The sequence below is a fragment of the Hymenobacter qilianensis genome, assembly GCF_014638675.1.
In the GTDB taxonomy this organism is placed as follows: domain Bacteria; phylum Bacteroidota; class Bacteroidia; order Cytophagales; family Hymenobacteraceae; genus Hymenobacter; species Hymenobacter qilianensis.
Map to the genome: position 1 here is coordinate 1,225,627 of NZ_BMFN01000001.1, position 22,387 is coordinate 1,248,013.

Here is a 22,387-nt window from a genome sequence, read left to right on the forward strand (position 1 = left end):
AGAAGCTAAAAGCGGCGGGAAGGGTCAAAAGCAAAGGACGCCTTACCGACTTTAATCATGAGTCGGTAAAGCGTCCGTAGGTTGCTTTTTACAAGAAATACTTCAGGCGGATAACTTCCTTCTCGTTCAGATAGCGCCACTTACCGCGGGGCAAGTCTTTTTTGGTAAGCCCTGCATACTGAACCCGGTCCAGGGAAACTACCTCATAGCCCAAGTGCTCGAAGATGCGGCGCACAATACGGTTACGACCAATATGCAGCTCTACGCCCACAAAGTGCGCATTGCCGGCCACCACGGCCACATCATCCACCTCCGCTTTGCCATCTTCCAGTTCAACGCCTTCGGCAATCTGACGCAGATGGTCTTCGGTGAGCGGCGTATTCAGCTCTACCTGGTAAATCTTCTTGTTCTTGTGCGACGGATGAGTAAGCTTCTGGGCCACCTCACCATCATTGGTGAAGAGCAGCAGACCAGTCGTGTTGCGGTCTAGGCGGCCAACTGGGAAGATACGCTCCTTCGAGGCAGTGGCCACCAGATCCATTACCGTTTTGCGGCCTTCAGGGTCGTCGGTGGTAGTGATAAAGTCTTTCGGCTTATTGAGCAGCACATATACCTCTTTCTCACGCTTGAGGTTGGTTTTGCCATACTGCACTGTATCCGTGGGCTGCACCTGGTAGCCCATTTCGGTAACGACCTCGCCATTCACGCGAATTTCACCGGCGGCAATAAGCGCATCCGCCTCACGCCGTGAGCAAACACCCGCGTTGGCGATATAACGATTCAAGCGCAGCGTGTCGCCGGCCGAATCGTCTTCCTCGCGCCGACGCTTGTTGCCGCGGGTTTTATCTTCTTCGTAAAACTTCAGGTTCTTATAAGCAGGCGCCTCGCCGGGTACTTCATCGCGCTTGGGCTTATCTGCCCGGTTGCTGCCGGCATCACGCGTCGGCCGACCCTCAGGTCGCGCCGGACGCTCCCCAAATGGGCGGGCGTCGCGGGGAGCAGAGGGGCCGAAGTCGCGGCCACCGGCGTTGCTCCGGTCGCCGTAGCTACCGCGCTCACCGGAACTGCGGGGGGCAAAATTACCGCGCCTGTCATCCGTGTTGCGGTTGCCAAATCCACCTTCGCGGCGTTGGTCGCCACGGGGGGCAAATTTACCTCGCTCATCATCACGGCGCGGGCCACCGAAGCTGCCTTCGTTTCGGTCGCGCCGTTCGTAGCTGCCTTCCCGACGCTGGTCGTCGCGGACAGTGTCTCTGTCTTGGGGGGCATTTTTGAAATCGAAAGGACGCGCCGGGCGTATCGGCCGGTCCGGACCCGATTCGTCGGTCCGTGAGTCGCGACGCGTATCGGGCTCGTATGGAGCTTTAGCCGGCGTCGGTTTATCAGTTTCAAAAGGATTGACCTTATTAAACTTCCGGTTGCGCTCACCTGCCCCACCGCGTGGAACGGCTGGCTTGCCTTCCTGCCGATACGGCTGGCCGGGCCAGTTAGCCTTTGGCTGATAAGGTTGCGCTGGCCGCTCATCGGCGCGGTCACGGTCACGACCGAAGCCACTGTCGCGGCGGTCGTCGAAGCGACGGGGAGCATCGCGGTCAAATGAGCGTGCGGGGCGCTCGTTATTGTTTCGGTTGAATGGAGGACGGCTGTCGTCATCGCGCCGGGGGGCAAAGTTGCCGCGTTGTCCGCGCTCTTCACCTCGGTTGAAGTCTCCACCAGTTGGCCGGCTGTTTCTATCGCCAAATTTGCCCCCCGCGTTGCCTCCACCAAAGCGACCACCGCCGCCGGTACTACCGCCAGTGTTAGGCCGACCAAAAGCAGGGCGCGAAGGAAAGTCGCTGCCCCGGCGAGAGTCGTTGCCATCCCGATTAGCGGGTCGGTCCGAAAACTTACGGAAACCCTCAGAGCCGCCCGTATTACCGGATGGGCGAGAGTCGTTGCGGCTGTTGCGGCCGGCGTTAAAATCAGGTTTGTGCTTTTTGCCCATGGTCGGGGAATTAAGTGCCGTATCGCTACGGTACGGTTAAGAAGTAAATATCGTCAAATAAGACGAGGTGATGCTAACGTACTAGTCAACAAAACAGTGCCCGAACCTGCGCCGCAACCCTGCTGTGGGTAGCCGGTCGCAAGTCCGGGCAATTCTGTAGGTAGCAGGAAAGCTGTTAGTCGCGGCGCGCCATCTTAGCCTCGATGGAGTGCTGAGTGTGCGGTACAGCCCGCAGACGCTCCTTCGGAATCAGCTTGCCGGTGCCGATGCACACACCGTACGTACCGTTCTTGATGCGCACCAGCGCATTCTCCAGTTGCTGAATGAACTTCATCTGGCGCGAAGCCAGCTGGTTCATGCTTTCCTTTTCGGCCGTATCAGCGCCATCTTCCAATACTTTGGAAGAAGAAGCAGTATTGTCGGTACCCGAATCGTTGCGGCGGCTCAGTGTTTCTTTGATAAATGACACCTCCTTACGGGCGGCCGTAAGCTTGTCTTGGATGATTTCTTCGAACTCCGCTAGATCTTCTCTGGAGTAGCGTATGGTTTCTTCACTCATGTTAGCTAAGGAAAGTAAACTATTGAATGTGAATTAATTAGCCAACCTTTTTCAGAACCAAGATCAGCTTTGTACCCCTTCTAACACTGGTATAAGCAGTTTAGTTGTTAGAAGATAAAATGGCTTTAGGGAGTTACGGAGTTGGTATTCTTACGGATTCCTATGGTGCATTTGGCCGCAAAGCTACGCTTTTGTGCGCTAATTGACCACAATACCTTCATCTTAACAAAACCCTAATCTTGTGCTTATTAGAAGCCTAGCATCTGAATAGCCGCTACCGCCGCTTCCACTCCTTTGTTGCCGTGTTTGCCCCCCGCCCGATCCCAGGCTTGCTCCAACGTATTGGTTGTTACTAAGCCGAAGATGATGGGCTTGTTGTACTTCAATCCTACATTGGTAATACCATTGGCTACGGCATGGCAGATGTAATCGTCGTGCTTTGTATCGCCTTTAATTACCACGCCCAAGCAGATGACAGCATCAATTTCCTCATGCTGGGCCAACAGCTGAGCGCCTAAGGTTAGCTCAAAGCTGCCCGGTACCGTATTGCGAAAAATATTGTCGGCTTGGGCACCATGCTTGAGCAGGGTCTCGTAGGCGCCGGTGCTGAGTATATCCGTTATTTCGCGGTTCCACTCGGCTACCACCAGGCCGAAGCGCTTATCGGTAACATCAACAAAGTGGTCGGAATTGTAATCGCTAAGATTTTTAAGAGCGGTTGCCATGGATCAGAGATTTGCAGAACGGTCGGTCTTGCGAAGGTTAGGAAAGCTTAAGGCTGCCTATTCTTTGAAGTAATATGAATAAACTCACCATCAATAAAAGGAAAAGGACGGTAAGAAACCGTCCTTTTCCTTTTATTGAGCCGCAGAATCTACGGCTTGGAATGACTATTTACCAGCCAAAGCTTGAACGCGAGCCAGATACTGTTTAGCTTCTGTTACTTCAGCAGCATTCTGATACTCATCAACGATTCTTGTATAAGCCTTAATGGCTCCTTCATAGTCTTTGGCAAGCTCACGGGCCGTAGCTTCCTTCATCAGGTAGCTGGGCGAGAAGTACTCATTGGACTTGTAGTTGGCAGCCTTCTCATATTGATCAGCTGCTTCTTTAAACTTATTCAGTTCCAGGTAAGCGTCACCGATCAGGGAGTAAGCACGGGCCTGCACCAGCAAATCATCGGAAGTGAAGTCTTCCAGATAGTCAATGGCGTTTTGGTGTTTACCTTCTTTCAGAGCAGCTACACCGGCATAAAAGTTAGCCAGATTAGCTGCCTGCGTACCATTGTACTCAGAAGTGATGGTAGCCAAACCATCGTATTGCCCATCACCCTTGAGCGCTTTGTTCAGCGAATCAGCTTCCCAATAGTTCACCGCCTGATACATGGCAGCCTGCCCCTTTTCGTTCTGGGTATTACGCCATGTGTAGAAAGCAAAGCCGCCAACGACGGCCAGCACTACCACCGCAAGCAAGCTTAGCAAGGCCGTCTTGTTGCGCCGAACAAAGTCCTCGGACTCTACCAGCCGAAGAGCCAGCGCGTCGGGGTCTTCCATCAACGGATGCTCGGTCACACCGTCCGTGATAGGTTGGTTTGGATCTGCGGGCACCTCGGTTCGCTGGCGGGCGTTAGGGGTATTGCGCGTGTAGGGAATCTTCGACATTGCGGGGGGCAAAAAGGCAGCCTCGCGGCTGGGGAAATTCGACAGTTAGTCGCGGATATAAGGATAGTCCTGCTGCACGTACACGTCCTTGTAGAGCTCGTCGGCAGTGGGATATGGAGAAGTTTCAGCAAACTCTACGGACTCGTTTACGGCCGCTTTGATTTGCTCGTCAATAGCATTCAGATCGTCCTCGGTGGCCATGTTGTTCGTCAGGATGGTATGACGAACAGCCTCGATGGAATCGCGTGAGCGATAGTCTTCCAATTCTTCTTTTGTCCGATACTTCGCTGGGTCGCTCATGGAGTGGCCCTTGTAGCGGTAAGTTTTAAACTCGAGCAGCGTAGGTCCCTCGCCGGCGCGGGCGCGCTCAGCCGCTTGAGCTACGGCCTCGTGCACGTCTTCCACGTTCATGGCATTCACCGGGAATGATGGCATGTCGTAGCTTTCGCCCAGCGTGTATAGCTCCGTCACGTTAGAGCTGCGTTGTACCGCTGTGCCCATCGCGTAGCCGTTGTTTTCGATAACGAAAATAACCGGCAGCTTCCAGAGCATGGCCATGTTGAAGGCCTCATGCAAGGCACCTTGACGTACGGCACCATCGCCCATATAGCAGATGCAGAGGTTGCCGGTCTTGTTATACTTTTCTGAAAAAGCAATACCAGCACCCAGCGGAACCTGACCACCTACGATGCCGTGTCCACCCATGAAATTCACTTCTTTATCGAAGATGTGCATGGAGCCACCTTTGCCTTTGGAGCAACCGGTAGCTTTCGCAAACAGCTCGGCCATGATGGCGTTAGGCGAAGTACCGAGTGCCAGCGGATGAGCATGGTCGCGGTAAGCCGTGATCCACTTATCATCTTTAGTTAAGGCTGATACCGCACCGGCTACGCAAGCCTCCTGACCGATGTACAGGTGGCAGAAGCCTTTAATTTTTTGCTGACCATAAAGCTGCCCGGCCTTCTCCTCAAACTTGCGCATGAGCTGCATTTGCTCATACCACTGCAAGTAAGTCTCCTTAGGAAACTTTGGATTGGCGGGCACAGTAGCCTTGGGCGCACCAGTCGCTTCTTTCGCTTCCTCGTTAGAGGGTGGCATACCCGAGTCAGGCTGGTTCACCGTTTTGGTAACCGACGCCGCGTCGTTACCGTTGGAAGTGCCTTTCGGGCTTGCCGCTTTTTTTGCCGACTTAGTCGCTTTTGAGTCAGCCTTTACTTTCGTCTCCGCCATCGTGCTTTCGGTTGTTCGCGTTTGGGATGCGAAAGTACGCAAAAGGATTGCAATTTCGAACCGGATGATTCTGGAAAGCCTACACCTGTTGTTCTTTAAAAACTACGACGAAGCCACATTGGCTTTCTCGCCCCACATCAATTGCTTTGTCGGTGACAACGGAAGTGGCAAGACGAATCTGCTCGATGCCATCCATTATTTGTCGCTTACTCGCAGCGCCTTTGCTACCGCCGATGCTCAGAGCATTAAGCAAGGTGCCGAGTTCTTTGTAGTGAAGGGCCGCTTCCAAACGCCCCTCAGCGACACCGATACTATTCAGTGCAGCCTCCGGGTGGGGCAAAAGAAGCTGGTCACTCGCAACAAGCAAGCGTATGAGCGCATCGCGGACCATATTGGACGCTACCCCGTTGTGCTTATCTCGCCCTACGATACCGACCTGATTCGGGAGGGCAGCGAGGAGCGGCGCAAGTACTTCGACAGCCTGATCTCTCAGCTGGATCATGACTATCTGGAGCTTCTTATCACCTACTCCAATTTGCTGCGTCAACGCAATGCTTTACTCAAGCTTGCCGCCGACGGCCGCGGCTATGACCGCGATTATCTGCTGGTGCTAGATGAACAGCTAGTGCCCGCTGGGGGGCAAATTGTGGAGCGTCGCCAACAATTTCTGACAGAGTTCACTCCTCTTTTTCAACGCCACTACCAGCAGCTGGCTGATGGCCGCGAGCAGGTAACGCTTGCATATAAGAGCCAACTTCCCGGCGCCGACTTTGCCCATTTGCTCCGCACCAATGAGCGGCGCGATATCACCTTGCAGCGCACCACTGTTGGACCTCACAAAGACGACTTCACTTTTCTAATGGATGAGTTGCCGGTTAAGGGTTACGGCTCGCAAGGCCAGCAGAAGTCGTATGCTATTGCACTGAAGCTTGCTCAGTTCGAGATCTTTGCCAGCCGTAAGCAACACAAGCCTCTACTCCTGCTTGATGACATCTTCGACCGGCTCGACGAGAAGCGCATCACGCGCCTGATGCAGTTAGTAGCGGAGCATACCTTTGGCCAGGTATTCCTTACGGATACACACCTGGAGCGCACCGACCGAATTCTTGCTACTATCTCGGAGCAAGTAGCTCGCTTCGCGGTGCACAACGGAACCGTTACGGCCCTTTAGCGGAGCTTGAATCACGTACCTTTGTAATCATTCAATTTTGCCTCCCAACGGCTATTCCGCTACTTGGCTCGCGCATTATTGTATTGTATTCACTTGAAAAAACCAAGCAACTCCGACAACTCGCGTCAGGCTGATATTGTCCCTTTGAAGGACGGTATCAAGGCACTGCTTAAAGCGTATCGCTTACAGGGAAAGCTGAACGAGGTGTTTGTCGTGTCGAGTTGGGAACGCATCATGGGGAAGGCTGTAGCCCTCAAGACCCAGGAGATTTATATAAGCAATGGCAAGCTCTTCGTGCGCCTGAACTCGGCTCCTCTCAAGCACGAACTCGTTATGGCCAAGACGCGCGTCATGGAGCTTATTAATGATGAGGTAGGCGAAACCGTTATTAAAGAGGTGATTTTCCTCTAGTAAGCTACTCCTCATTCCTATATCATCCTTCGCGGCTCGAAGCATAATGCTTTCTGGCACTTCCTGTATTTTATGTGAGCCGGGACTTATCGCGGCTTCAATAAGAAGGTATGCCAGGCTTATCGTCATCATTAAGTCGGCCATTCATTTCGTTTCGGTTCCGACTCTCCTGCTCTCATCATTCTATTCTTGTTCACCAACGGCTGCGCCAAGGCTATATGGTGAGCTGTATATCTTCACGTCAGTCAGCTGGCGTTGCTTCATGTTAAACACCCCCTGATTCTACCGGCACCCTTTTCCTCATGGGCCATGGCCTTCTGCATTTAGGTCTCTACATCTTGTCCTGAACTTTCATTTTATGTCATCCTCCCTCCGACCCGACTTCCGATTAGTATCCCATTCACGGGTAACTCTCACCGAGCTTATGATACCATCCTATGCCAATCTGGGGGGCAAAATTCATGGTGGGATTCTGCTATCGCTTATGGATAAGGTGGCTTACGCTGCTGCCGCAAAGCACGCCGGCACATACTGCGTGACGGTAAGTGTAGATGGCGTAAACTTCCTCCAGCCAGTGGAAGTGGGAGAGCTAGTATCACTGCTTGCTTCCGTCAATTACGTCGGTCGCACCTCGCTTGTAATCGGTATCAAAGTCATAGCCGAAGACGTGCGAACCGGCACCGTGAAGCATACTAACACCTGCTATTTTACTATGGTTGCCAAGGATGACAATGGTCGCCCAACTCCGGTGCCGGGCCTCCTACTAGAGACTCCAGATGACACGCGGCGCTTCATGGAAGCTATCAAACGCAAGGAGCTCAAAACGCAATACAGCGTCGAGTTTGACAACGCCCGCTCTAGGCTGGCCGTAGCTCAGCAGGCCGATCTGTTACGCAACGAGAACTGCCAATTGGGCTACTAAAACCTGTTGCTTTTAGTAGCAAAAGCACGGCTTAAAAGACTATCCCTAATACACGCCCGTAACGGCCACATGTTTCACGTGGAACATATTTGTTACTTAGGGCTGTACACTTTCAGCAAGAGCTCATTATAGTCCTCTAATAGGGCTATATACTTAGCCTGAAGAGCCATAAGCTGCTTAACAGGATCATTGTCATTAGATTGTAACGGTGCCGAGCGCTGCGATACACCACTTGTAACAGGTACACTGGGTGTAACAGACACAAAAGGTAACACTGCCTGCTGTAACGATGTAAAGTCATGCGAAAAATCATGTGTAATGATCTCGCCAACCTGCTTTACAAAACCGTAATCAAGTGTTTCCTCCTTGAATTTGCGATAGATAGTTGGACGCGTAATACCCAGCTCCTCCACGATGCGCGTGATGGAAATACCACTGTTTTTGATGGCATCTTGAAGGATTTTGCCCTGGTGCGGCATAAGTAAGCGTTATGTATTAGTGGGGCTGTAAAGGTGTTTAATTTGTTTCATATGTACAAATATGTTCGTAAAAACGGACAGTTACATCGTGAACAGATACAATACACTGATACAACCTGTAACGCGTAACGTTGTACACTTTACAAGTACATTGTAACAATACATATCGTTACAATTAGTGTTACATATGTATAACAATATGATAAACCCGCCTTATAAGGCTGGAAAAGCACTTTTTAGGCTATAGACCTTGTAGCATCCTACAGTACACCTGAGATAAACCTGCCAGTATAAGGACTCAGTTAATTTTTACCCCGAAGGCGGCGCGATACGCCACACTGAACAGAGCTACACTTCTGCTTTTTGCTATCGCACTAGTGAACTCACCAGGAGGTCGGGATAGTCAGTGGTGATACCGTCGACGCCAAGCGCGATGAGGCGGTGCATATCGGCTAGTTCATTTACCGTCCAGGGAATAATTCGCATGCCAAGAGTATGAACTTCGGCTACGAGCTTCTTATCAACGAGGCAGTGCTCTGGGCCATAGACGGCGGGCACAAAACCCAGCTCCTTCAGGTGCTCAGCAAGCGGCTGTGCATCTTCGACTAATAGGCATAAGGGCAGTGATGGAACTTGGGTCCGGGCGGCTTGCAAGACCCGTTTATCGAAGCTCAGGACGGTGGTTCTTTTAGCTACACCAGCAGCATGCACAACTGCCGAGACCAACTCGACGAAGCGTGCTGGGGAAGGATGAAATATGCCGTCGCCAGCCGAACTGCTTTTTATCTCGATGCTGAGAAATGGCAACGGTCGGCCGAGGTATTGAGCATACTTATCTGCCTCCGCAATGACCTCCTGAAGCAGGGGTTTGTAAGCGGTATTAAGCAGTTGATGAGGGAAGCGAGGGTTTCGAACAGAGCCGCAATCACAGTGGCGGATGACAGCGTATGGCATCAAAAAAAGATTGTGCAGACGCTCACTAGCGGGGTCGATGCGCTCGCCGGCCGCATCCCGACAGATAGCGGCTGAAAGCCAGGGCTCGTGCGATACAACTACCTGCTCATCGGCTGAGATGACGACATCTAATTCCAGGGCATCTACCCCCAACTCTAAGGCATGAAGGAAGCCCGCAAGCGTATTCTCAGGACGCAAGCCACGGCAACCGCGATGGCCATGTACTTCAGGAATTGTAAAAGGCTTGGGGGGCATTTTTTAGCGTACTACGAGATCCTGAATACGCATGCCCAGCTTGCTTGGCTGGGTTTAGTTGGGAAAAAGCCCCCCAGAATACCTTACATGATATTTGAGCAGAGAATGCTTCAGGCAGTTATTCGAACCCGATGCCAGCTATGAAATGCGGTACTTTGGCCCTTCTTTAAAGCGAAATCATTTCCTTTTATTACCACACTCTATGAAGAAAGTATTGTTGCTCGCCCTGTTGATAATTATCGGAGTAGGTGGCTATTGGTACTATCGTACGGTAGTAACGGCAAGTCCGCAGTACTCGCTGGCGCAGGCCGCCAATGCTGTGCGTACCCACGATGTTACCACCTTCGAGCGCTATGTTGACGTTAATAGGGTAGCGCGCAACTTAGTAGATCAGGTGTCGGATGAAAGCTCCGCGCTGGAAGGACTGAATGTAAACGGAGCGATTATTCAAAGCGCCCTACGACTACTGAAGCCGCAACTGGCACAATCTGCGACGCAAGAAGTAAGACTTTATATCGAATCAGGCTCGGCGGAAGCAGCAGCAGCAGGACAAAATATTGGTGGAATGAACGTGTCGGTGCTGGGATTGGCTGGCCGGGTGATTGGGCCAAACCCCCAATTCAAAGGCATCAAATACGTTAATCAGAAGGATGATCAAACTTTGGTTGGCTTAGAAATAACGCAGCCACAGTATGACACTACTCTGGTTCTGGAATTAAAAATGCTCGACCAAGGTGACTACTGGCGCGTAACGGAAATTGCCAATATGGGCACACTGATTAAGCATACAGCTCGATTGGAAAAGCAACGCTTACTGAAAAACAGATAGCTAACCGAGTCATTTTAACTAACTATTCAGAACTCTGAGACCTGCATTAATAAACACGAAAAGGCCCCAGCGCAAGAGAGCGCCGGGGCCTTTCCGTTGAATCAAGCAGGAGTTATTTGCGTCCTGAGAACAGGAAGTAGATGATGGAGCCCAGGAAAGGGAAGAACCATATCACCAGACCCCAGATGATCTTTTTGCCGATAGACCAGTCCTGCTTGATCAGGCTGACAACGGCCAGCACAGCCAGCAAAAGATAGATAATACCGGCAATGGTGATGTTACCGTTGGAACTGCGGCCCGAGCAACCGCCAAGCAGAGGAGCCAAAGCCAGAGTGAAAAGCATGGCTACTGCGGGCAGTCGATTGGTAAGAGAAAGAAGCTTGTTCATAGCAGGTGTCGTTGGAGAGAAAAGTATGATATGATGCCCTTTACGCACCTGCTGAGATATTAGATATTATTTTGCTTATGTTTGTTATATAAGCTCTTAACAATCAATTAGTTAAATAAATAAGATTGGATTTCCTTCCAGAAAATTGATCCTGAGATCGGGACGAGTAGCAGCGTCAGGATAATACCGTAGATAGCCCCATAGAAGTGAGCATCATGGTTGATATTATCGCCCTGCCGACGACCCTGATAGTAGGAATAAGCCAGGTAAAGGATACCAAAAAGGACACCTGGAATGGCAAAAGGAATTGGGAAGATGTAGATGCCGCCCTCAATGGGCCGGAACAGGATACTTGCAAAAATGACGGAGGCTACCCCACCCGACGCACCCAGACTGTGATAGTTGGGGTCGTTGCGGTGGCGCAGGTAAGTAGGAATATCCGACACAATAATGCCCCCCAGATACAGCAGCAGGAAGCACCAGATGCCGCCCATGACGCCGAACACCTGCACGAAGACGTCCTGAATCAAGCCGCCGAAGGAGTAAAAGGCCAGCATGTTGAAGATAAGGTGCATCCAGTCGGCGTGCAGGAAGCCGGATGTGAGGAAGCGGTACCACTCATTTCGACGCCGCACCAGGAAGGGCGTCATGATCCAGCTTTCCCGCAAGGTGGGGTTTGACCAAGCGTATAAGGAAATGCCCCCCGTGAGGATAACGAGCACAAGCACCACATTCAGATTAAGCATCAGAAGACAAGTAAGAAGTAATAAGAAAGAAGCCGCCTATACGGCTTCCCGGCGCTTTCGGCGGCTTTGGTGGGCGGGAAAGTGCGCTGGGGGGCAAAATGCGCGCAGAGAGCCTAAATTAAGCCAAAAACCAGGCTTAGCTTTCGCGGGCCATCAGTTCCAGAGCCCACTGCCGCAGGATAGCCTTACGTTCAGCCGGCGCAACCACGCGCTCTAGGTGCTGAAGGGCATCCTGAAAATAGTCGTTGATAAGCGCTTCGGTTTGGGCGCGAATGCCGAGCTGGTCATATACTTCTGTGATGGCCTGCACCTTGGCCGCGGCATCGGTGATGGGCTGACCGAGGTACTGCGCCAGTACGGCTTGCTGGGGGGCATTTGCCTGAGCCTGGGCTGTAAGCAGCAGGAAGGTTTTCTTATCCGATACGATATCGCCGCCCACACGCTTGCCGAAGGTGGCCGCGTCGCCGTACACGTCGAGCAGGTCGTCGCGGAGCTGGAAGGCAATGCCTACGTCGGTGCCGAACTGGCGCAGGTGGTCGGCATCCTCTATGGAAGCGCCGCCGAGCAGAGCGCCCAGCTCCAGACAGAAGCCCAGCAGCACGGCCGTTTTCAGCCGGATCATATCCAGGTATTGCTCGATGGTGACCTGCTCATTCGTCTCAAAATCCATGTCCCATTGCTGGCCTTCACAGACTTCGGCAGCCGTCTGGCTGAACTTGCGCAGCACCGTAGGCAATAGCACCGGTGGTACATCCAGGAACAACTCGTAGGCCCGCACCAGCATCACGTCGCCGCTCAGAATAGCTACGTTGGCGTTCCACTTCTCATGCACCGTCGGCTGGCCCCGGCGCAAAGGAGCCTGATCCATGATGTCGTCGTGGAGCAGGGTGAAGTTGTGAAAAACCTCCGTGGCCAGGGCCGGCCGCAGCACGGGCTCCAACTCGTCGGTGAAGAGGTGGGCGCCCATGAGCGTAAGCAACGGGCGTATGCGTTTGCCCCCCAGCGCCATGATGTAGCGGATGGGCTCGTAGAGGGCAACTGGCTGCTGACCGTACTCAAGGCTAGCCAGGGCGGCGGTTATTTTCTGCGTGAAATCAGTGGGGCTCACAGGGGGCAAATTGTGTTGGGCAGGCAAGGTACGGAGGAACGGTTTGGAGTGGCTTAGAGGCGGTACTGGGGGGCAAATTTGTATCACAGAAAAAGCCTGACGTCCGCACACCGTGCAGCCGTCAGGCTTTCATAACTCAGGAGGCATTACTTAGCGCCGATGCTTACCACCGCCACCTGGGCCACCACTGCTTTTGCCGCCACGCTCGCGCTCAGGTCCTCGCTCCGACCGACGGCCACGGCCGCTCTCTTCACGGCGGGGAGCATCGTTGCGGCGCTGCGACATAGGGCGCTCATCTACCAGTTCGAAGTCGATAGTGCGGTCGAGTAGGTTGGCCGCTTTCACAATAACTTGCAGCTCGTCGCCGAACTGAATGATGCGTTTGCTACGCTGACCAACGAGGCGGTAGTTGTCCTTGTCTAGCTCGAAGAAGTCGCCGGGAATGTCGCTGATGCGGATCATGCCTTCGCACTTATTCTCCTCAACTTCCACGTACATGCCCCACTCCGTGAGGCCCGATACTACGCCTTTAAACTGCTCACCGACGCGGGCAGCCATGTACTCCACTTGCTTGTACTTGATGCTGGCGCGCTCGGCATTGGCGGCTAGCTTCTCGCGCTCGGAGGAGTGCTTGCACTCTTCTTCCACGGGCTCGGCTTCCACGTTTTTGCCCCCCTGCAGGTAGTGTTCCAACAGGCGGTGCGCCATCATATCGGGGTAGCGACGGATGGGCGAAGTAAAGTGCGAATAGTGGTCGAAGGCCAAGCCGAAGTGACCCAACGGCTCCGTTGTGTACTTGGCCTTGGCCATGGTACGGATAGCCAAGGTCTGAATCACGTTCTGCTCAGGCTTACCAACCACGTTTTCCGATAGGCTGTTCAGTTCGTTGCTGAGCTTCTTGGGGTTCTCCAAGTTCAGGTCGTGGCCAAACTTTTTGGCGAACAAAGCGAAGTTCTGCAGACGGTCGGCATCGGGCGCATCGTGGGTACGATACACCATGGTGAAGCGCGGCTTGGTCTTCTTTTTCTGGAACACAAAGTCGGCCACCTTGCGGTTAGCCAGCAGCATAAACTCTTCGATGAGCTTATGCGCATCCTGACGTTCCTTCACGTACACGCCTACCGGCTTACCGTTCTCGTCTAGCTGGAATTTTACCTCCTGCGTCTCGAAACCAATGGCGCCTTTCTTGAAGCGCTGAGCCTGGAGCTTTTTGGCAATGTTGTTCAGCGTATTTACCTCTTCAACAAAGTCGCCCTCTCCCGTTTCAATGCGTTCCTGCGCTTCACCGTAAGCAAAGCGGCGGTCGGAGTGGATGATGGTTTTGCCAAACCACGAGTCGTAAAGCTTACCGTTGTCGTCCAGCTCAAACACGGCCGAGAAGGTCAGCTTGTCTTCATTAGGCCGCAACGAGCACAGGCCGTTCGACAGGCGCTCGGGCAGCATCGGAATCACGCGGTCTACAAGGTAAACCGAAGTCGCGCGGTGACGGGCTTCGCGCTCCAGCATTGATTCGGGCCGCACATAGTGGGTCACGTCGGCAATGTGAACACCGATTTCCCAGTTGCCATTTTCCAGCTTTTGGATGGATAGCGCGTCATCAAAGTCCTTGGCGTCGGCGGGGTCAATGGTGAAGGTGGTGATGTCGCGGAAGTCGCGGCGGCGGGCAATTTCGTCTTCCTGAATGCGGTCCGAAATTTCCTCCGACTCTTCTTCTACATCCTGGGGAAACTCGAACGGCAACCCGAACTCCGCCATGATGGCGTTGATCTCGGCTTCGTTCTCTCCAGCCTGCCCAAAGGAACGCACGATTTCGCCCACTGGCTGACGTCCGGGGTCCTCGGGCCACTCCGTAATGCGCACGAGTACCTTCTCGCCGCTACGGGCTTCTTTGAGGCCTTCGTTGGGCACAAATACATCGAAGTACAGCTTGCGATGGTCGGGCGACACAAAGCCGAAGCCGGCGTTTTGCACCGTCAGTTGGCCTACTATTTCTTCGCGCTCCCGCTTCACCACTTCCAGCACGTCGCCCACCGGGCGGCCGTCGCGCTCACCGCGCAGACGTACGCGCACCGTGTCGCCGTTCATAGCAAACTTCAGGCGGTCGGTGAAGACGCGGATGTCGTTTTCGCTTTCCTCGCTTACTACAAAAGCGTACTTGTTGGTAGCCAAGGCTACGGTTCCCATAATAATGTCGCCCCCCGAGCTAGGCCGCTCGCGGAAGCGCTGACGGTCGTCGCCGGGAAAGTCGAAGCCAGCATCGCGGCGGCGATGCACGAGCGGGTCCTGCCCAAACTGAGCTTCTATAGCGGCACCATCCGGACGAGATTTGCCCCCCCGACTGCGGCCACGCTCAGGGCGTTGGCCAGCATCAGGCTGCACACGTAGCGCGGCAGGATCCGTGAGGCGGTAGTCGTCGTTTTGGAGGTGGGTAAGCTGATTCGATTTGCGCAGGGCTTTGAGGTGATCGAACACTTCATCGCGCTGCTCTTTGGTGGTCACGCCGAGGCGGCGTGAGAGTTGACGATAGGAAAATACTTTGCCGGGGTTTTCGGCAAATACCCGGAACACTTGCGTTTTGGTAACCGGGGCAATGGCGGCTTTTTCGCCGCGGGCAGCTTTCGCGCGAGGGGCGCGGGGAGCTGAAGATTCATCTTGTTTCTTCATTCGAAAAGAAGGTGCCGCCCAGTGGTTGTCGTTTTCGCAGGCGGCCGAGTATAGGTAGGTTGGAGTATACGCAAGCGCGTTTCTCCGGGGTTAAGCAAAAATTAGAAGTCGCCGGAAAGGCGGTTAAAAGGGAGCGAAAGCAAGGGCTTTTTGCTCTAAAGTAGATACTACGGAATATTAGGGATAATAACTATTTACTAAGGATAATGATGGGTTATGTAATTGTTGCTGTTTTTAGCAATCAGTAAAAAAGCCCCCTAGTAGGATGCGAGTTAGTGTATGGAAAATGATAAGGAAATCGGCGGTCATGCTCAATCTGGTGTCCGCCTTTTTTGATCGAAGTTACCATTGCGACGAAGCACGCGAGATGCTTCGTCGCTGCTTCATGCGCAGAAAGCTCTGCATGACCGCCTATCTGCTTATCACCTATCCAAAGACTCGCTGAGCAGGAGCCTAGCCCTACGCTACTTCTGTCGCCCTCCGAGCTTGGGCCGCCCGAATATCAGATGGCTCATCTTTCGGGATGGCACTGAGCAGCGTGCGGGTGTACTCGTGCTGGGGCTTAGCATAGACCGCAGCCGCAGGTCCGCTCTCTACAATCTGCCCTTTGTTCATCACCAGCAGCCGATCCGACATGAATCGAGCCACCGACAAGTCGTGGGTGATGAAGAGATAGGTGATGCCAAAGTCCCGCTTAAGCTGGTTGAGCAAATTCAGTACCTGGGCCTGCACCGACACGTCCAGCGCCGACACCGACTCATCACAGATGATGCACTTGGGCTGCAAGGCCAGAGCCCGCGCAATACAAATGCGCTGGCGCTGCCCACCCGAGAACTCGTGCGGGTAACGCAAGTAATGTTCCTCGCGCAGCCCTACGGTGCGCAGCAGCTCCATCACCTTAGCCTTTTGCTGCTGTTTGGTGCCGCCCACGCCGTGCACCTGCATGGGCTCGATGATGGCCTCTCCTACCGTCATCATTGGGTTAAGCGCCGCGTAGGGGTCCTGAAACACCATCTGGAACTCGCGCCGCCGCCGCCGCAACTCGCCCGCTGGCAGGGTAGCCAGGTCAGTGCCTTCGAACAGAATGCGACCCGCCGTTGGTTCCACTAAGCGCAACAAGGCTCGGCCCAGCGTCGTCTTGCCGCAGCCTGACTCACCCACTAGCCCCACTGTCTCGCCAGGGTAAATGTCGAAGCTCACGCCATCCACGGCTCGTACGTATTCTTTAGTCCGATTGAACAAGCCTTTGCGGATGGGAAAGTGCACGTTTAGGCCTTCTACCCGTAGCAGGACAGGCCCAGTCTTTTCGGCTGGTTTGGAGCCGTTTCCAGCAGTCAAATGGACCCCCGGTGTAGGCTCTGAAATAGCGGATTCTGAAGTCGATTTTAAGCCAGAAACAGGCGTAAAATGTTCCCCGTGGAACATTTTGGGGATTTCGACTGGCATGTTTTCGGTCAGCACCGGGGCTCTATCTAACTCAACGCTAGGAGCTTCGGGCTGAGAAGCGCTTATTTCGGTTAGTTGGCCGGAAGCGTCTTCAGTCATAAAATCGGCTACAACGGGCAAACGCTGCTTACCCACAGAGAGCTTGGGTCGACAGGCCAAAAGGCCCTTTGTGTAGGGGTGCTGAGGGTTGGTGAAAATATCGAGCACAAGGCCCTGCTCTACCACCTTTCCCCGATACATAACCAGGATGCGGTCAGCAATCTCAGCAACTACTCCTAAGTCGTGAGTAATGAAGAGAACTGCTGTGTTATTCTGGCGCCGCAGGTCGTCGATGAGCTGGAGCATGCGGGCCTGCACCGTTACGTCGAGAGCAGTGGTGGGCTCGTCGGCGATGAGGATAGCGGGGTTGCAGGCCATAGCCATGGCAATCATCACCCGCTGTTTTTGCCCCCCAGAGATTTCGTGCGGATAGGCTTTGAAGATTTTCTCCGGCCGTGGCAGCTGCGCGGTAGCAAAGAGCTCGATGGTTCGGGCTTCGGCTTCTTTAGAGGACAGCGATGTATGCAAGCGCAATGCTTCCACCACTTGGGCCCCGCAGGTATGCACGGGGTTGAGCGAGGTCATCGGCTCCTGAAAAATCATCGAAATCTCGTTGCCCCGCACCCGCCGCAACTGCTCATCAGATAGCTTCAGCAAGTCCACTTCACCCAACTCCTCTGACTGAAACCGCGTCTGGCCAGTAGTGACGCGGCCGGGGGGCATTTGTATCAGCCCCATCAGCGCCAGAGATGTCACCGACTTTCCCGAGCCCGATTCACCCACAATAGCCAGCGTCTCGCCCCGGCGCAACTCAAACGACACGTCATTCACCGCCCGCACATCGCCGCGGTGAGAGGTGAAGTCAATGGTAAGATTGGAGACGGTGAGGAGAGGCTGCACGGAGTGGATAAGCTAGATAAGGTGTTTGTTGGGGAAGCGATTGGCTCTCACCAAAGCTACTTAAAAACGGTTGTCAATGATAAAACCGCTTGTCATCCTGACGCAGGAAGGACCTTATCGGGCCAAAGAGAGTCGTTGTAACGATCATCTTTCTGGCTTAGATAAGGTCCTTCCTGCGTCAGGATGACAACTACTTTTAAAGCGACAGTTAGCTTTTAGGAGGATAAACTAAGCGCTACAGCTGAACGTGCTCAGTCGAAGTAGGCTCGGTGTCGCGGTGGGGTACTACGGTTTTCGTCGGCGAGTCTTCGTGCTGGAAGAACTTGCTTTGATTGAGCAGAATGAGGGCCACACCGATAAAAATAGCTGAGTCGGCGATGTTGAAAATGGGCCACAGTGAGAGGTGAGAACCACCAATCAGCGGCCAGCTCATCGGCAAAAAGCCTTCGTACAGGTCCAGATAAATCATGTCGATTACCTGCCCATGCAGCCAGGGTGTGGGAGCTTCAAAAGGCGCGTTGTTGTAGATCACGCCGTAGAACATGGAGTCGATCAGGTTACCGATGGCGCCGCCCAAAATAAGCCCCCCACAGGCCAGCAGGCCGGGATGTGTATGCCGAAAACTGTGTTTGCGAATGAGATAGGCAATAAACGTGACGGCTACCAGTCGAAAAGTCGTCAGGATGATCTTGCCGTAAGGGGCGGGCAGCTCAACCCCGAAGGCCATGCCCGGATTCAGGGTGTAATGGAGCTTAAACCAGTCGCCCAGCAGCGGAATCTCGCCCGGCATTCCTGGCTCCATGTACGCGTGCACCGCCCATTTCGAGACCTGATCGATGAGGATAACTAGTAAGGCCAGCAAGTAATATTTCCAGTACTTCATTCTTGTGCTAATAACGCTTGAGTACAAGCTCCAGAGGGCTTTTTGTGCCGTTTTGGGCCTGATTTACGGGTTTTTGAACGACTTTAAACGCACCCTACAATGCTTTGTGCGAGGTTATACCAACCGAGCTTTTTACGGCTCGGTTGGCTATTCAGTATCAAGCAGTTACCACCTCAAGCTGAGCCGGCACGCTGTAGTCATCAAACTCCAGCGTCACGCCGCCCGTCAGCTCCGGATTGAAGGTGAGCGAAAGTGCCTGGGTTTCGGTGCGGATATAGTCGCCGAAGAACTGCACGGCGGCCGCCAGATCGGGCTGCTCGCCGCCTAGCGTGATGCGGATTTTGTCCTGTACTTCGAGGCCGCTGTCCTTGCGCAGGTTTTGCAGACGATTAACCAATTCACGGGCTACACCTTCGCGGCGCAGCTCGTCAGTCAGGGTCACATCGAGGGCCACGGTAAGCGGACCGTCGGTGGCTACGAGCCAGCCGGGCAGGTCGTCGGTGCGGATTTCTACGTCATCGGGGGCCAAATTCAGCTGCTCCCCTCCTATTTCTACAACCAGTGTTCCTGTTGATTCCAGCGTACTGATTTCCTCGGGCGTCATCTGCTGAATGCGGGCCGCCACGACTTTCAACTTCGGGCCATATTGCTGACCCAAACGCTTGAAGTTAGGCTTCACCGATTTCACCAACACGCCGCTCGTGTCATCCAAAAACTCCACGTGCTTCACGTTTACCTCGGCGCAAATCAGGTCTTCCACCATGCCTACCTGGTCGCGAGTTGTGTCATTCAGCACTGGCACCAATATGCGCTGCAAAGGCTGACGAACTTTCAGCACCGACTTTTTACGTAGCGAGTGCGTGAGCGAACTGATACGCTGGGCCAACTCCATGCGCTCCTCCAGCGCCGTGTCAATCCGACTAGTATTAGCTTCTACGAGCAGCGTGAGGTGCACTGATTCGGGAGCCAGCGGAGTGTTGTTCGCCAAAGCTTCCTGACGCATGCCGTCAGTCATGTTTTTGTAGAGCCACTCGCCGAAGAAGGGTGCGATAGGCGCCATCAGCTGCGCAACGACCACTAGACATTCCTGCAAGGTCTCGAAAGCGGCCTTTTTATCCGTGGTCAGCTCGCCCTTCCAGAAACGGCGACGCGAGAGACGCACGTACCAGTTGGAGAGCTGATCGGTGACAAAATCCTGGATGGCGCGGGCCGCTTTAGTGGGGTCGTAGCTGTCATAATGCCCCCTAACTTCCAGAATCAAGGACTGCAATTTCGACAGCACCCAGCGGTCCAGCTCACTCAAATCTGTGAGCGGAATACGGTCGAACTCGCGGGTGCGGAAGTCGTCGAGGTTGGCGTAGAGCGCGAAGAAAGAGTATGTGTTAAACAGCGTCCCGAAGAAGCGGCGCTGCACCTCCGTCACGCCGGCTGGGTCAAACTTGAGGTTATCCCACGGTGGCGCGTTGGCGATGAGATACCAGCGGGTAGCATCGGGGCCAAACTGCTGGATGGTGGCAAACGGATCGACCGCGTTACCGAGGCGCTTGCTCATCTTCTGCCCGTCTTTGGCTAGTACTAAACCATTGGCAATCACGTTCTTAAACGCCACTGAGTCTTCCAGCATCACGCCCAGAGCGTGCAAGGTGAAGAACCAACCACGAGTTTGGTCTACGCCTTCGGCGATGAAATCGGCGGGGAAATTCTTTTGAAACTTCGCTTCGTTTTCGAGCGGGTAGTGCCACTGCGCGTAAGGCATAGCGCCGCTGTCGAACCACACGTCGATGAGGTCCGTTTCGCGGTACATGGCCTGGCCGGTGGGCGACACGAGGAAAATATCGTCCACGTAGGGCCGGTGCAGATCAATTTGCCCCCCAGCCGTCAGCGGGTTGTGGGTCATGATTTCGGCGGCCACGGCTTTGTCGATTTCAGCGCTGAGCTGAGCAATGGAACCAATGCAGATCTCCTCCGAGCCATCCTGACTGCGCCAGATAGGCAGCGGCGTGCCCCAGTAGCGCGAGCGACTTAGGTTCCAGTCTACCAGGTTTTCAAGCCAGTTGCCGAAGCGGCCGGAGCCGGTGCTTTCGGGCTTCCAGTTGATGGTTTTGTTGAGCTCGATGAGCCGGTCTTTGACAGCCGTCGTCTTGATGAACCAGGAGTCGAGCGGGTAGTAGAGTACGGGCTTATCGGTGCGCCAGCAGTGCGGGTAAGTATGCTCGTACTTCTCCACTTTGAAGGCGGTGCCGTCCCCTTTCATCCGGATGGCGATGCTCTCATCCAGGGTTTTGTAGTCGGTGCCCGTCTCGTCGTGGCCGTCGTAGTTTTTCACTAAACGCCCCCCAAACTCGCCCATCTGCGGCACATAGCGGCCCGTCCGGTCTACGATAGGCGTGGGCTTGCCTTCGGCATCCGTCACCAGCAGGGCCGGGATGTCATTAAGCTGCGCTACGCGGAAGTCGTCTGCCCCGAAAGTGGGCGAAATGTGTACAATGCCGGTACCGTCTTCGGTCGTTACAAAGTCGCCGGCAACAACGCGGAAGCCTTTTTCCTCGCCTTCAAAAGCTGGAAAACCTTTGCTTTGTCCGAACAGACGTTCGTAGTTGATGCCGACAAGGTCAGCACCGGTGAATTCAGCCTCGATTTCCCAGGGAATTTGCTTTGTTTCACTTCCCCAATCTGAATACGTTGACGGGATAGATTTGCCTATTTCAGTGAATTCAGAGAAGTAGCTCTTTACCCGTGCTTTCGCTAAAACAACTCGGATATATTCCTTCGTGTAGGGATTAATAGTGCGAACAACAACATATGAGATATTCTTACCTACCGCTAATCCCGTATTAGCAGCCAAAGTCCAAGGAGTTGTTGTCCAAGCTAGGATGAATACATCCGTTTGGGAATCGGTGCCTTGTCTTTCCCAGACAGGAGCCGCAAACAGCTTCTCTGAAGTCTCGTCCCGCTTCACCTTAAACTGAGCCACGATGGTCGTGTCCTTCACGTCGCGGTAGGTGCCGGGCTGGTTTAGCTCGTGCGAGGAAAGGCCAGTGCCGGCGGCAGGTGAATAAGGCTGAATGGTGTAGCCTTTATACAGTAAACCCTTGTCGTAGAGCTTCTTGAGTAGCGCCCAGCAGCTTTCGATGTACTCCGGCTCGAAGGTGATATAAGGGTCATCGAGGTCAACCCAATAGCCCATTTTCTGGGTTAGGTCGTCCCACTGCGCTTTGAAGCGCATCACGGTTTCGCGGCAACGCTGGTTGTATTCGGCAATCGAAATCTTCTTGCCGATGTCTTCCTTCGTGATGCCCAGTTCCTTTTCTACCTGTAACTCAATGGGCAGGCCGTGGGTATCCCAGCCACCCTTGCGCGACACCTGCTTACCCAGCAAAGTCTGGTAGCGGCAGAAGATATCCTTCACCGTCCGGGCCATCACGTGGTGAATGCCGGGCGCACCATTAGCCGATGGCGGACCTTCGTAAAACACGAACGTAGGCTGGCCCTCGCGGGTGCTCACGCTCTTCTCAAAAATGCCGTTTTCCTGCCACCAGTTGAGGATGTCGGTCCCGACATCGGCGTAGTTGAGCGGCTGTTTGTATTCGGAATATTTCATATACGGGTATTGTCGTTCTGGCGGGCCTCATCCCCTAGCCCCTTCTCCTAAGGGAGAAGAGGAACTAGTTTTTCTAAAAAGCTAATTAATCCTAGAAGGCTAGTTTTTAGAACTAGTTCCTCTTCTCCCTTAGGAGAAGGGGCTAGGGGATAAGGCA

General features: G+C 53.8%; 18 protein-coding genes. 4 read left to right on the top strand and 14 right to left on the bottom strand.

The window, feature by feature from the left end; translation table 11 throughout:
• Nucleotides 1-88: 88 nt before the first annotated feature.
• The 5 genes from IEW06_RS05225 to pdhA form a co-directional block, all read right to left on the bottom strand.
• Entirely contained in the window at nucleotides 89-1,984 is a 1,896-nt protein-coding gene (locus IEW06_RS05225) for a pseudouridine synthase (RefSeq protein WP_188547612.1), read from the bottom strand.
• 175 nt (nucleotides 1,985-2,159) lie between these two features.
• Nucleotides 2,160-2,543, bottom strand: a complete 384-nt coding sequence (locus IEW06_RS05230) for a TraR/DksA family transcriptional regulator (RefSeq protein ID WP_084443474.1) — start codon at nucleotides 2,541-2,543, stop codon at nucleotides 2,160-2,162.
• 248 nt (nucleotides 2,544-2,791) lie between these two features.
• Complete coding sequence (gene ribH, locus IEW06_RS05235; RefSeq protein WP_187733590.1) at nucleotides 2,792-3,268, bottom strand: 6,7-dimethyl-8-ribityllumazine synthase; 477 nt, start codon at nucleotides 3,266-3,268, stop codon at nucleotides 2,792-2,794.
• A 165-nt stretch (nucleotides 3,269-3,433) separates the two neighbouring features.
• On the bottom strand, nucleotides 3,434-4,204 hold the full coding sequence (locus IEW06_RS05240) for a tetratricopeptide repeat protein (protein ID WP_187733589.1): 771 nt from the start codon (nucleotides 4,202-4,204) through the stop codon (nucleotides 3,434-3,436).
• Between the two features lie 45 nt (nucleotides 4,205-4,249).
• Nucleotides 4,250-5,302 (bottom strand): pyruvate dehydrogenase (acetyl-transferring) E1 component subunit alpha, encoded by a 1,053-nt coding sequence (gene pdhA, locus IEW06_RS05245; RefSeq protein WP_187311980.1) that lies wholly within the window; start codon nucleotides 5,300-5,302, stop codon nucleotides 4,250-4,252.
• Between the two features lie 58 nt (nucleotides 5,303-5,360).
• Here pdhA and recF point away from each other — a divergent pair, with 58 nt between their 5' ends.
• The 3 genes from recF (at nucleotide 5,361) to IEW06_RS05260 (ending at nucleotide 7,938) form a co-directional block, all read left to right on the top strand.
• A complete protein-coding gene (gene recF, locus IEW06_RS05250) occupies nucleotides 5,361-6,605 on the top strand; it encodes a DNA replication/repair protein RecF (protein ID WP_308421990.1) in 1,245 nt (414 codons plus the stop codon).
• Between the two features lie 93 nt (nucleotides 6,606-6,698).
• Nucleotides 6,699-7,016 (top strand): DciA family protein, encoded by a 318-nt coding sequence (locus IEW06_RS05255; protein ID WP_223284793.1) that lies wholly within the window; start codon nucleotides 6,699-6,701, stop codon nucleotides 7,014-7,016.
• A 424-nt stretch (nucleotides 7,017-7,440) separates the two neighbouring features.
• Nucleotides 7,441-7,938 (top strand): acyl-CoA thioesterase, encoded by a 498-nt coding sequence (locus IEW06_RS05260; RefSeq protein WP_223284792.1) that lies wholly within the window; start codon nucleotides 7,441-7,443, stop codon nucleotides 7,936-7,938.
• 92 nt (nucleotides 7,939-8,030) lie between these two features.
• Here the strand turns inward: IEW06_RS05260 and IEW06_RS05265 are convergent, their stop codons facing one another.
• Nucleotides 8,031-8,417, bottom strand: a complete 387-nt coding sequence (locus IEW06_RS05265; protein ID WP_187733586.1) for a helix-turn-helix domain-containing protein — start codon at nucleotides 8,415-8,417, stop codon at nucleotides 8,031-8,033.
• A gap of 366 nt (nucleotides 8,418-8,783) precedes the next feature.
• Nucleotides 8,784-9,626 (bottom strand): glycerophosphodiester phosphodiesterase family protein, encoded by an 843-nt coding sequence (locus IEW06_RS05270; protein WP_187733585.1) that lies wholly within the window; start codon nucleotides 9,624-9,626, stop codon nucleotides 8,784-8,786.
• A 202-nt stretch (nucleotides 9,627-9,828) separates the two neighbouring features.
• Between IEW06_RS05270 and IEW06_RS05275 the strand changes: the two genes are divergently transcribed.
• Nucleotides 9,829-10,455 (top strand): DUF2939 domain-containing protein, encoded by a 627-nt coding sequence (locus tag IEW06_RS05275; protein WP_187733584.1) that lies wholly within the window; start codon nucleotides 9,829-9,831, stop codon nucleotides 10,453-10,455.
• A gap of 112 nt (nucleotides 10,456-10,567) precedes the next feature.
• Here IEW06_RS05275 and IEW06_RS05280 read toward each other — a convergent pair whose 3' ends face one another.
• The 7 genes from IEW06_RS05280 to ileS all read right to left on the bottom strand — a co-directional run bounded on the left by IEW06_RS05280 (nucleotide 10,568) and on the right by ileS (nucleotide 22,230).
• Nucleotides 10,568-10,843, bottom strand: coding sequence for a PLD nuclease N-terminal domain-containing protein (locus tag IEW06_RS05280; protein ID WP_187733583.1), 276 nt, complete (start codon nucleotides 10,841-10,843; stop codon nucleotides 10,568-10,570).
• Between the two features lie 107 nt (nucleotides 10,844-10,950).
• On the bottom strand, nucleotides 10,951-11,589 hold the full coding sequence (locus IEW06_RS05285) for a rhomboid family intramembrane serine protease (RefSeq protein WP_308421991.1): 639 nt from the start codon (nucleotides 11,587-11,589) through the stop codon (nucleotides 10,951-10,953).
• Nucleotides 11,590-11,725: 136 nt separating this feature from the next.
• Nucleotides 11,726-12,697, bottom strand: coding sequence for a polyprenyl synthetase family protein (locus IEW06_RS05290; RefSeq protein WP_188547615.1), 972 nt, complete (start codon nucleotides 12,695-12,697; stop codon nucleotides 11,726-11,728).
• Nucleotides 12,698-12,847: 150 nt separating this feature from the next.
• The gene (gene rnr, locus IEW06_RS05295) at nucleotides 12,848-15,361 is read right to left on the bottom strand and encodes a ribonuclease R (protein ID WP_188547617.1); all 2,514 of its coding nucleotides are present in this window, start codon (nucleotides 15,359-15,361) and stop codon (nucleotides 12,848-12,850) included.
• A gap of 459 nt (nucleotides 15,362-15,820) precedes the next feature.
• Entirely contained in the window at nucleotides 15,821-17,746 is a 1,926-nt protein-coding gene (locus tag IEW06_RS05300; protein WP_187733581.1) for an ABC transporter ATP-binding protein, read from the bottom strand.
• 235 nt (nucleotides 17,747-17,981) lie between these two features.
• The gene (locus IEW06_RS05305; protein WP_188547619.1) at nucleotides 17,982-18,629 is read right to left on the bottom strand and encodes a lipoprotein signal peptidase; all 648 of its coding nucleotides are present in this window, start codon (nucleotides 18,627-18,629) and stop codon (nucleotides 17,982-17,984) included.
• Between the two features lie 157 nt (nucleotides 18,630-18,786).
• A complete protein-coding gene (gene ileS / locus IEW06_RS05310) occupies nucleotides 18,787-22,230 on the bottom strand; it encodes an isoleucine--tRNA ligase (RefSeq protein WP_187733580.1) in 3,444 nt (1,147 codons plus the stop codon).
• Nucleotides 22,231-22,387 lie beyond the last annotated feature (157 nt).

Excerpts from the sequence above, each read along its gene's own strand:
- IEW06_RS05275 (WP_187733584.1), top strand. The coding sequence starts at position 9,829 with ATGAAGAAAGTATTGTTGCTCGCCCTGTTGATAATTATCGGAGTAGGT.
- IEW06_RS05305 (WP_188547619.1), bottom strand. The coding sequence starts at position 18,629 with ATGAAGTACTGGAAATATTACTTGCTGGCCTTACTAGTTATCCTCATC.
- ileS (WP_187733580.1), bottom strand. The coding sequence starts at position 22,230 with ATGAAATATTCCGAATACAAACAGCCGCTCAACTACGCCGATGTCGGG.
- IEW06_RS05260 (WP_223284792.1), top strand. The coding sequence starts at position 7,441 with ATGATACCATCCTATGCCAATCTGGGGGGCAAAATTCATGGTGGGATT.
- rnr (WP_188547617.1), bottom strand. The coding sequence starts at position 15,361 with ATGAAGAAACAAGATGAATCTTCAGCTCCCCGCGCCCCTCGCGCGAAA.
- IEW06_RS05265 (WP_187733586.1), bottom strand. The coding sequence starts at position 8,417 with ATGCCGCACCAGGGCAAAATCCTTCAAGATGCCATCAAAAACAGTGGT.
- IEW06_RS05285 (WP_308421991.1), bottom strand. The coding sequence starts at position 11,589 with ATGCTTAATCTGAATGTGGTGCTTGTGCTCGTTATCCTCACGGGGGGC.
- IEW06_RS05280 (WP_187733583.1), bottom strand. The coding sequence starts at position 10,843 with ATGAACAAGCTTCTTTCTCTTACCAATCGACTGCCCGCAGTAGCCATG.
- IEW06_RS05270 (WP_187733585.1), bottom strand. The coding sequence starts at position 9,626 with ATGCCCCCCAAGCCTTTTACAATTCCTGAAGTACATGGCCATCGCGGT.
- ribH (WP_187733590.1), bottom strand. The coding sequence starts at position 3,268 with ATGGCAACCGCTCTTAAAAATCTTAGCGATTACAATTCCGACCACTTT.
- IEW06_RS05230 (WP_084443474.1), bottom strand. The coding sequence starts at position 2,543 with ATGAGTGAAGAAACCATACGCTACTCCAGAGAAGATCTAGCGGAGTTC.
- pdhA (WP_187311980.1), bottom strand. The coding sequence starts at position 5,302 with ATGCCACCCTCTAACGAGGAAGCGAAAGAAGCGACTGGTGCGCCCAAG.
- IEW06_RS05225 (WP_188547612.1), bottom strand. The coding sequence starts at position 1,984 with ATGGGCAAAAAGCACAAACCTGATTTTAACGCCGGCCGCAACAGCCGC.
- IEW06_RS05240 (WP_187733589.1), bottom strand. The coding sequence starts at position 4,204 with ATGTCGAAGATTCCCTACACGCGCAATACCCCTAACGCCCGCCAGCGA.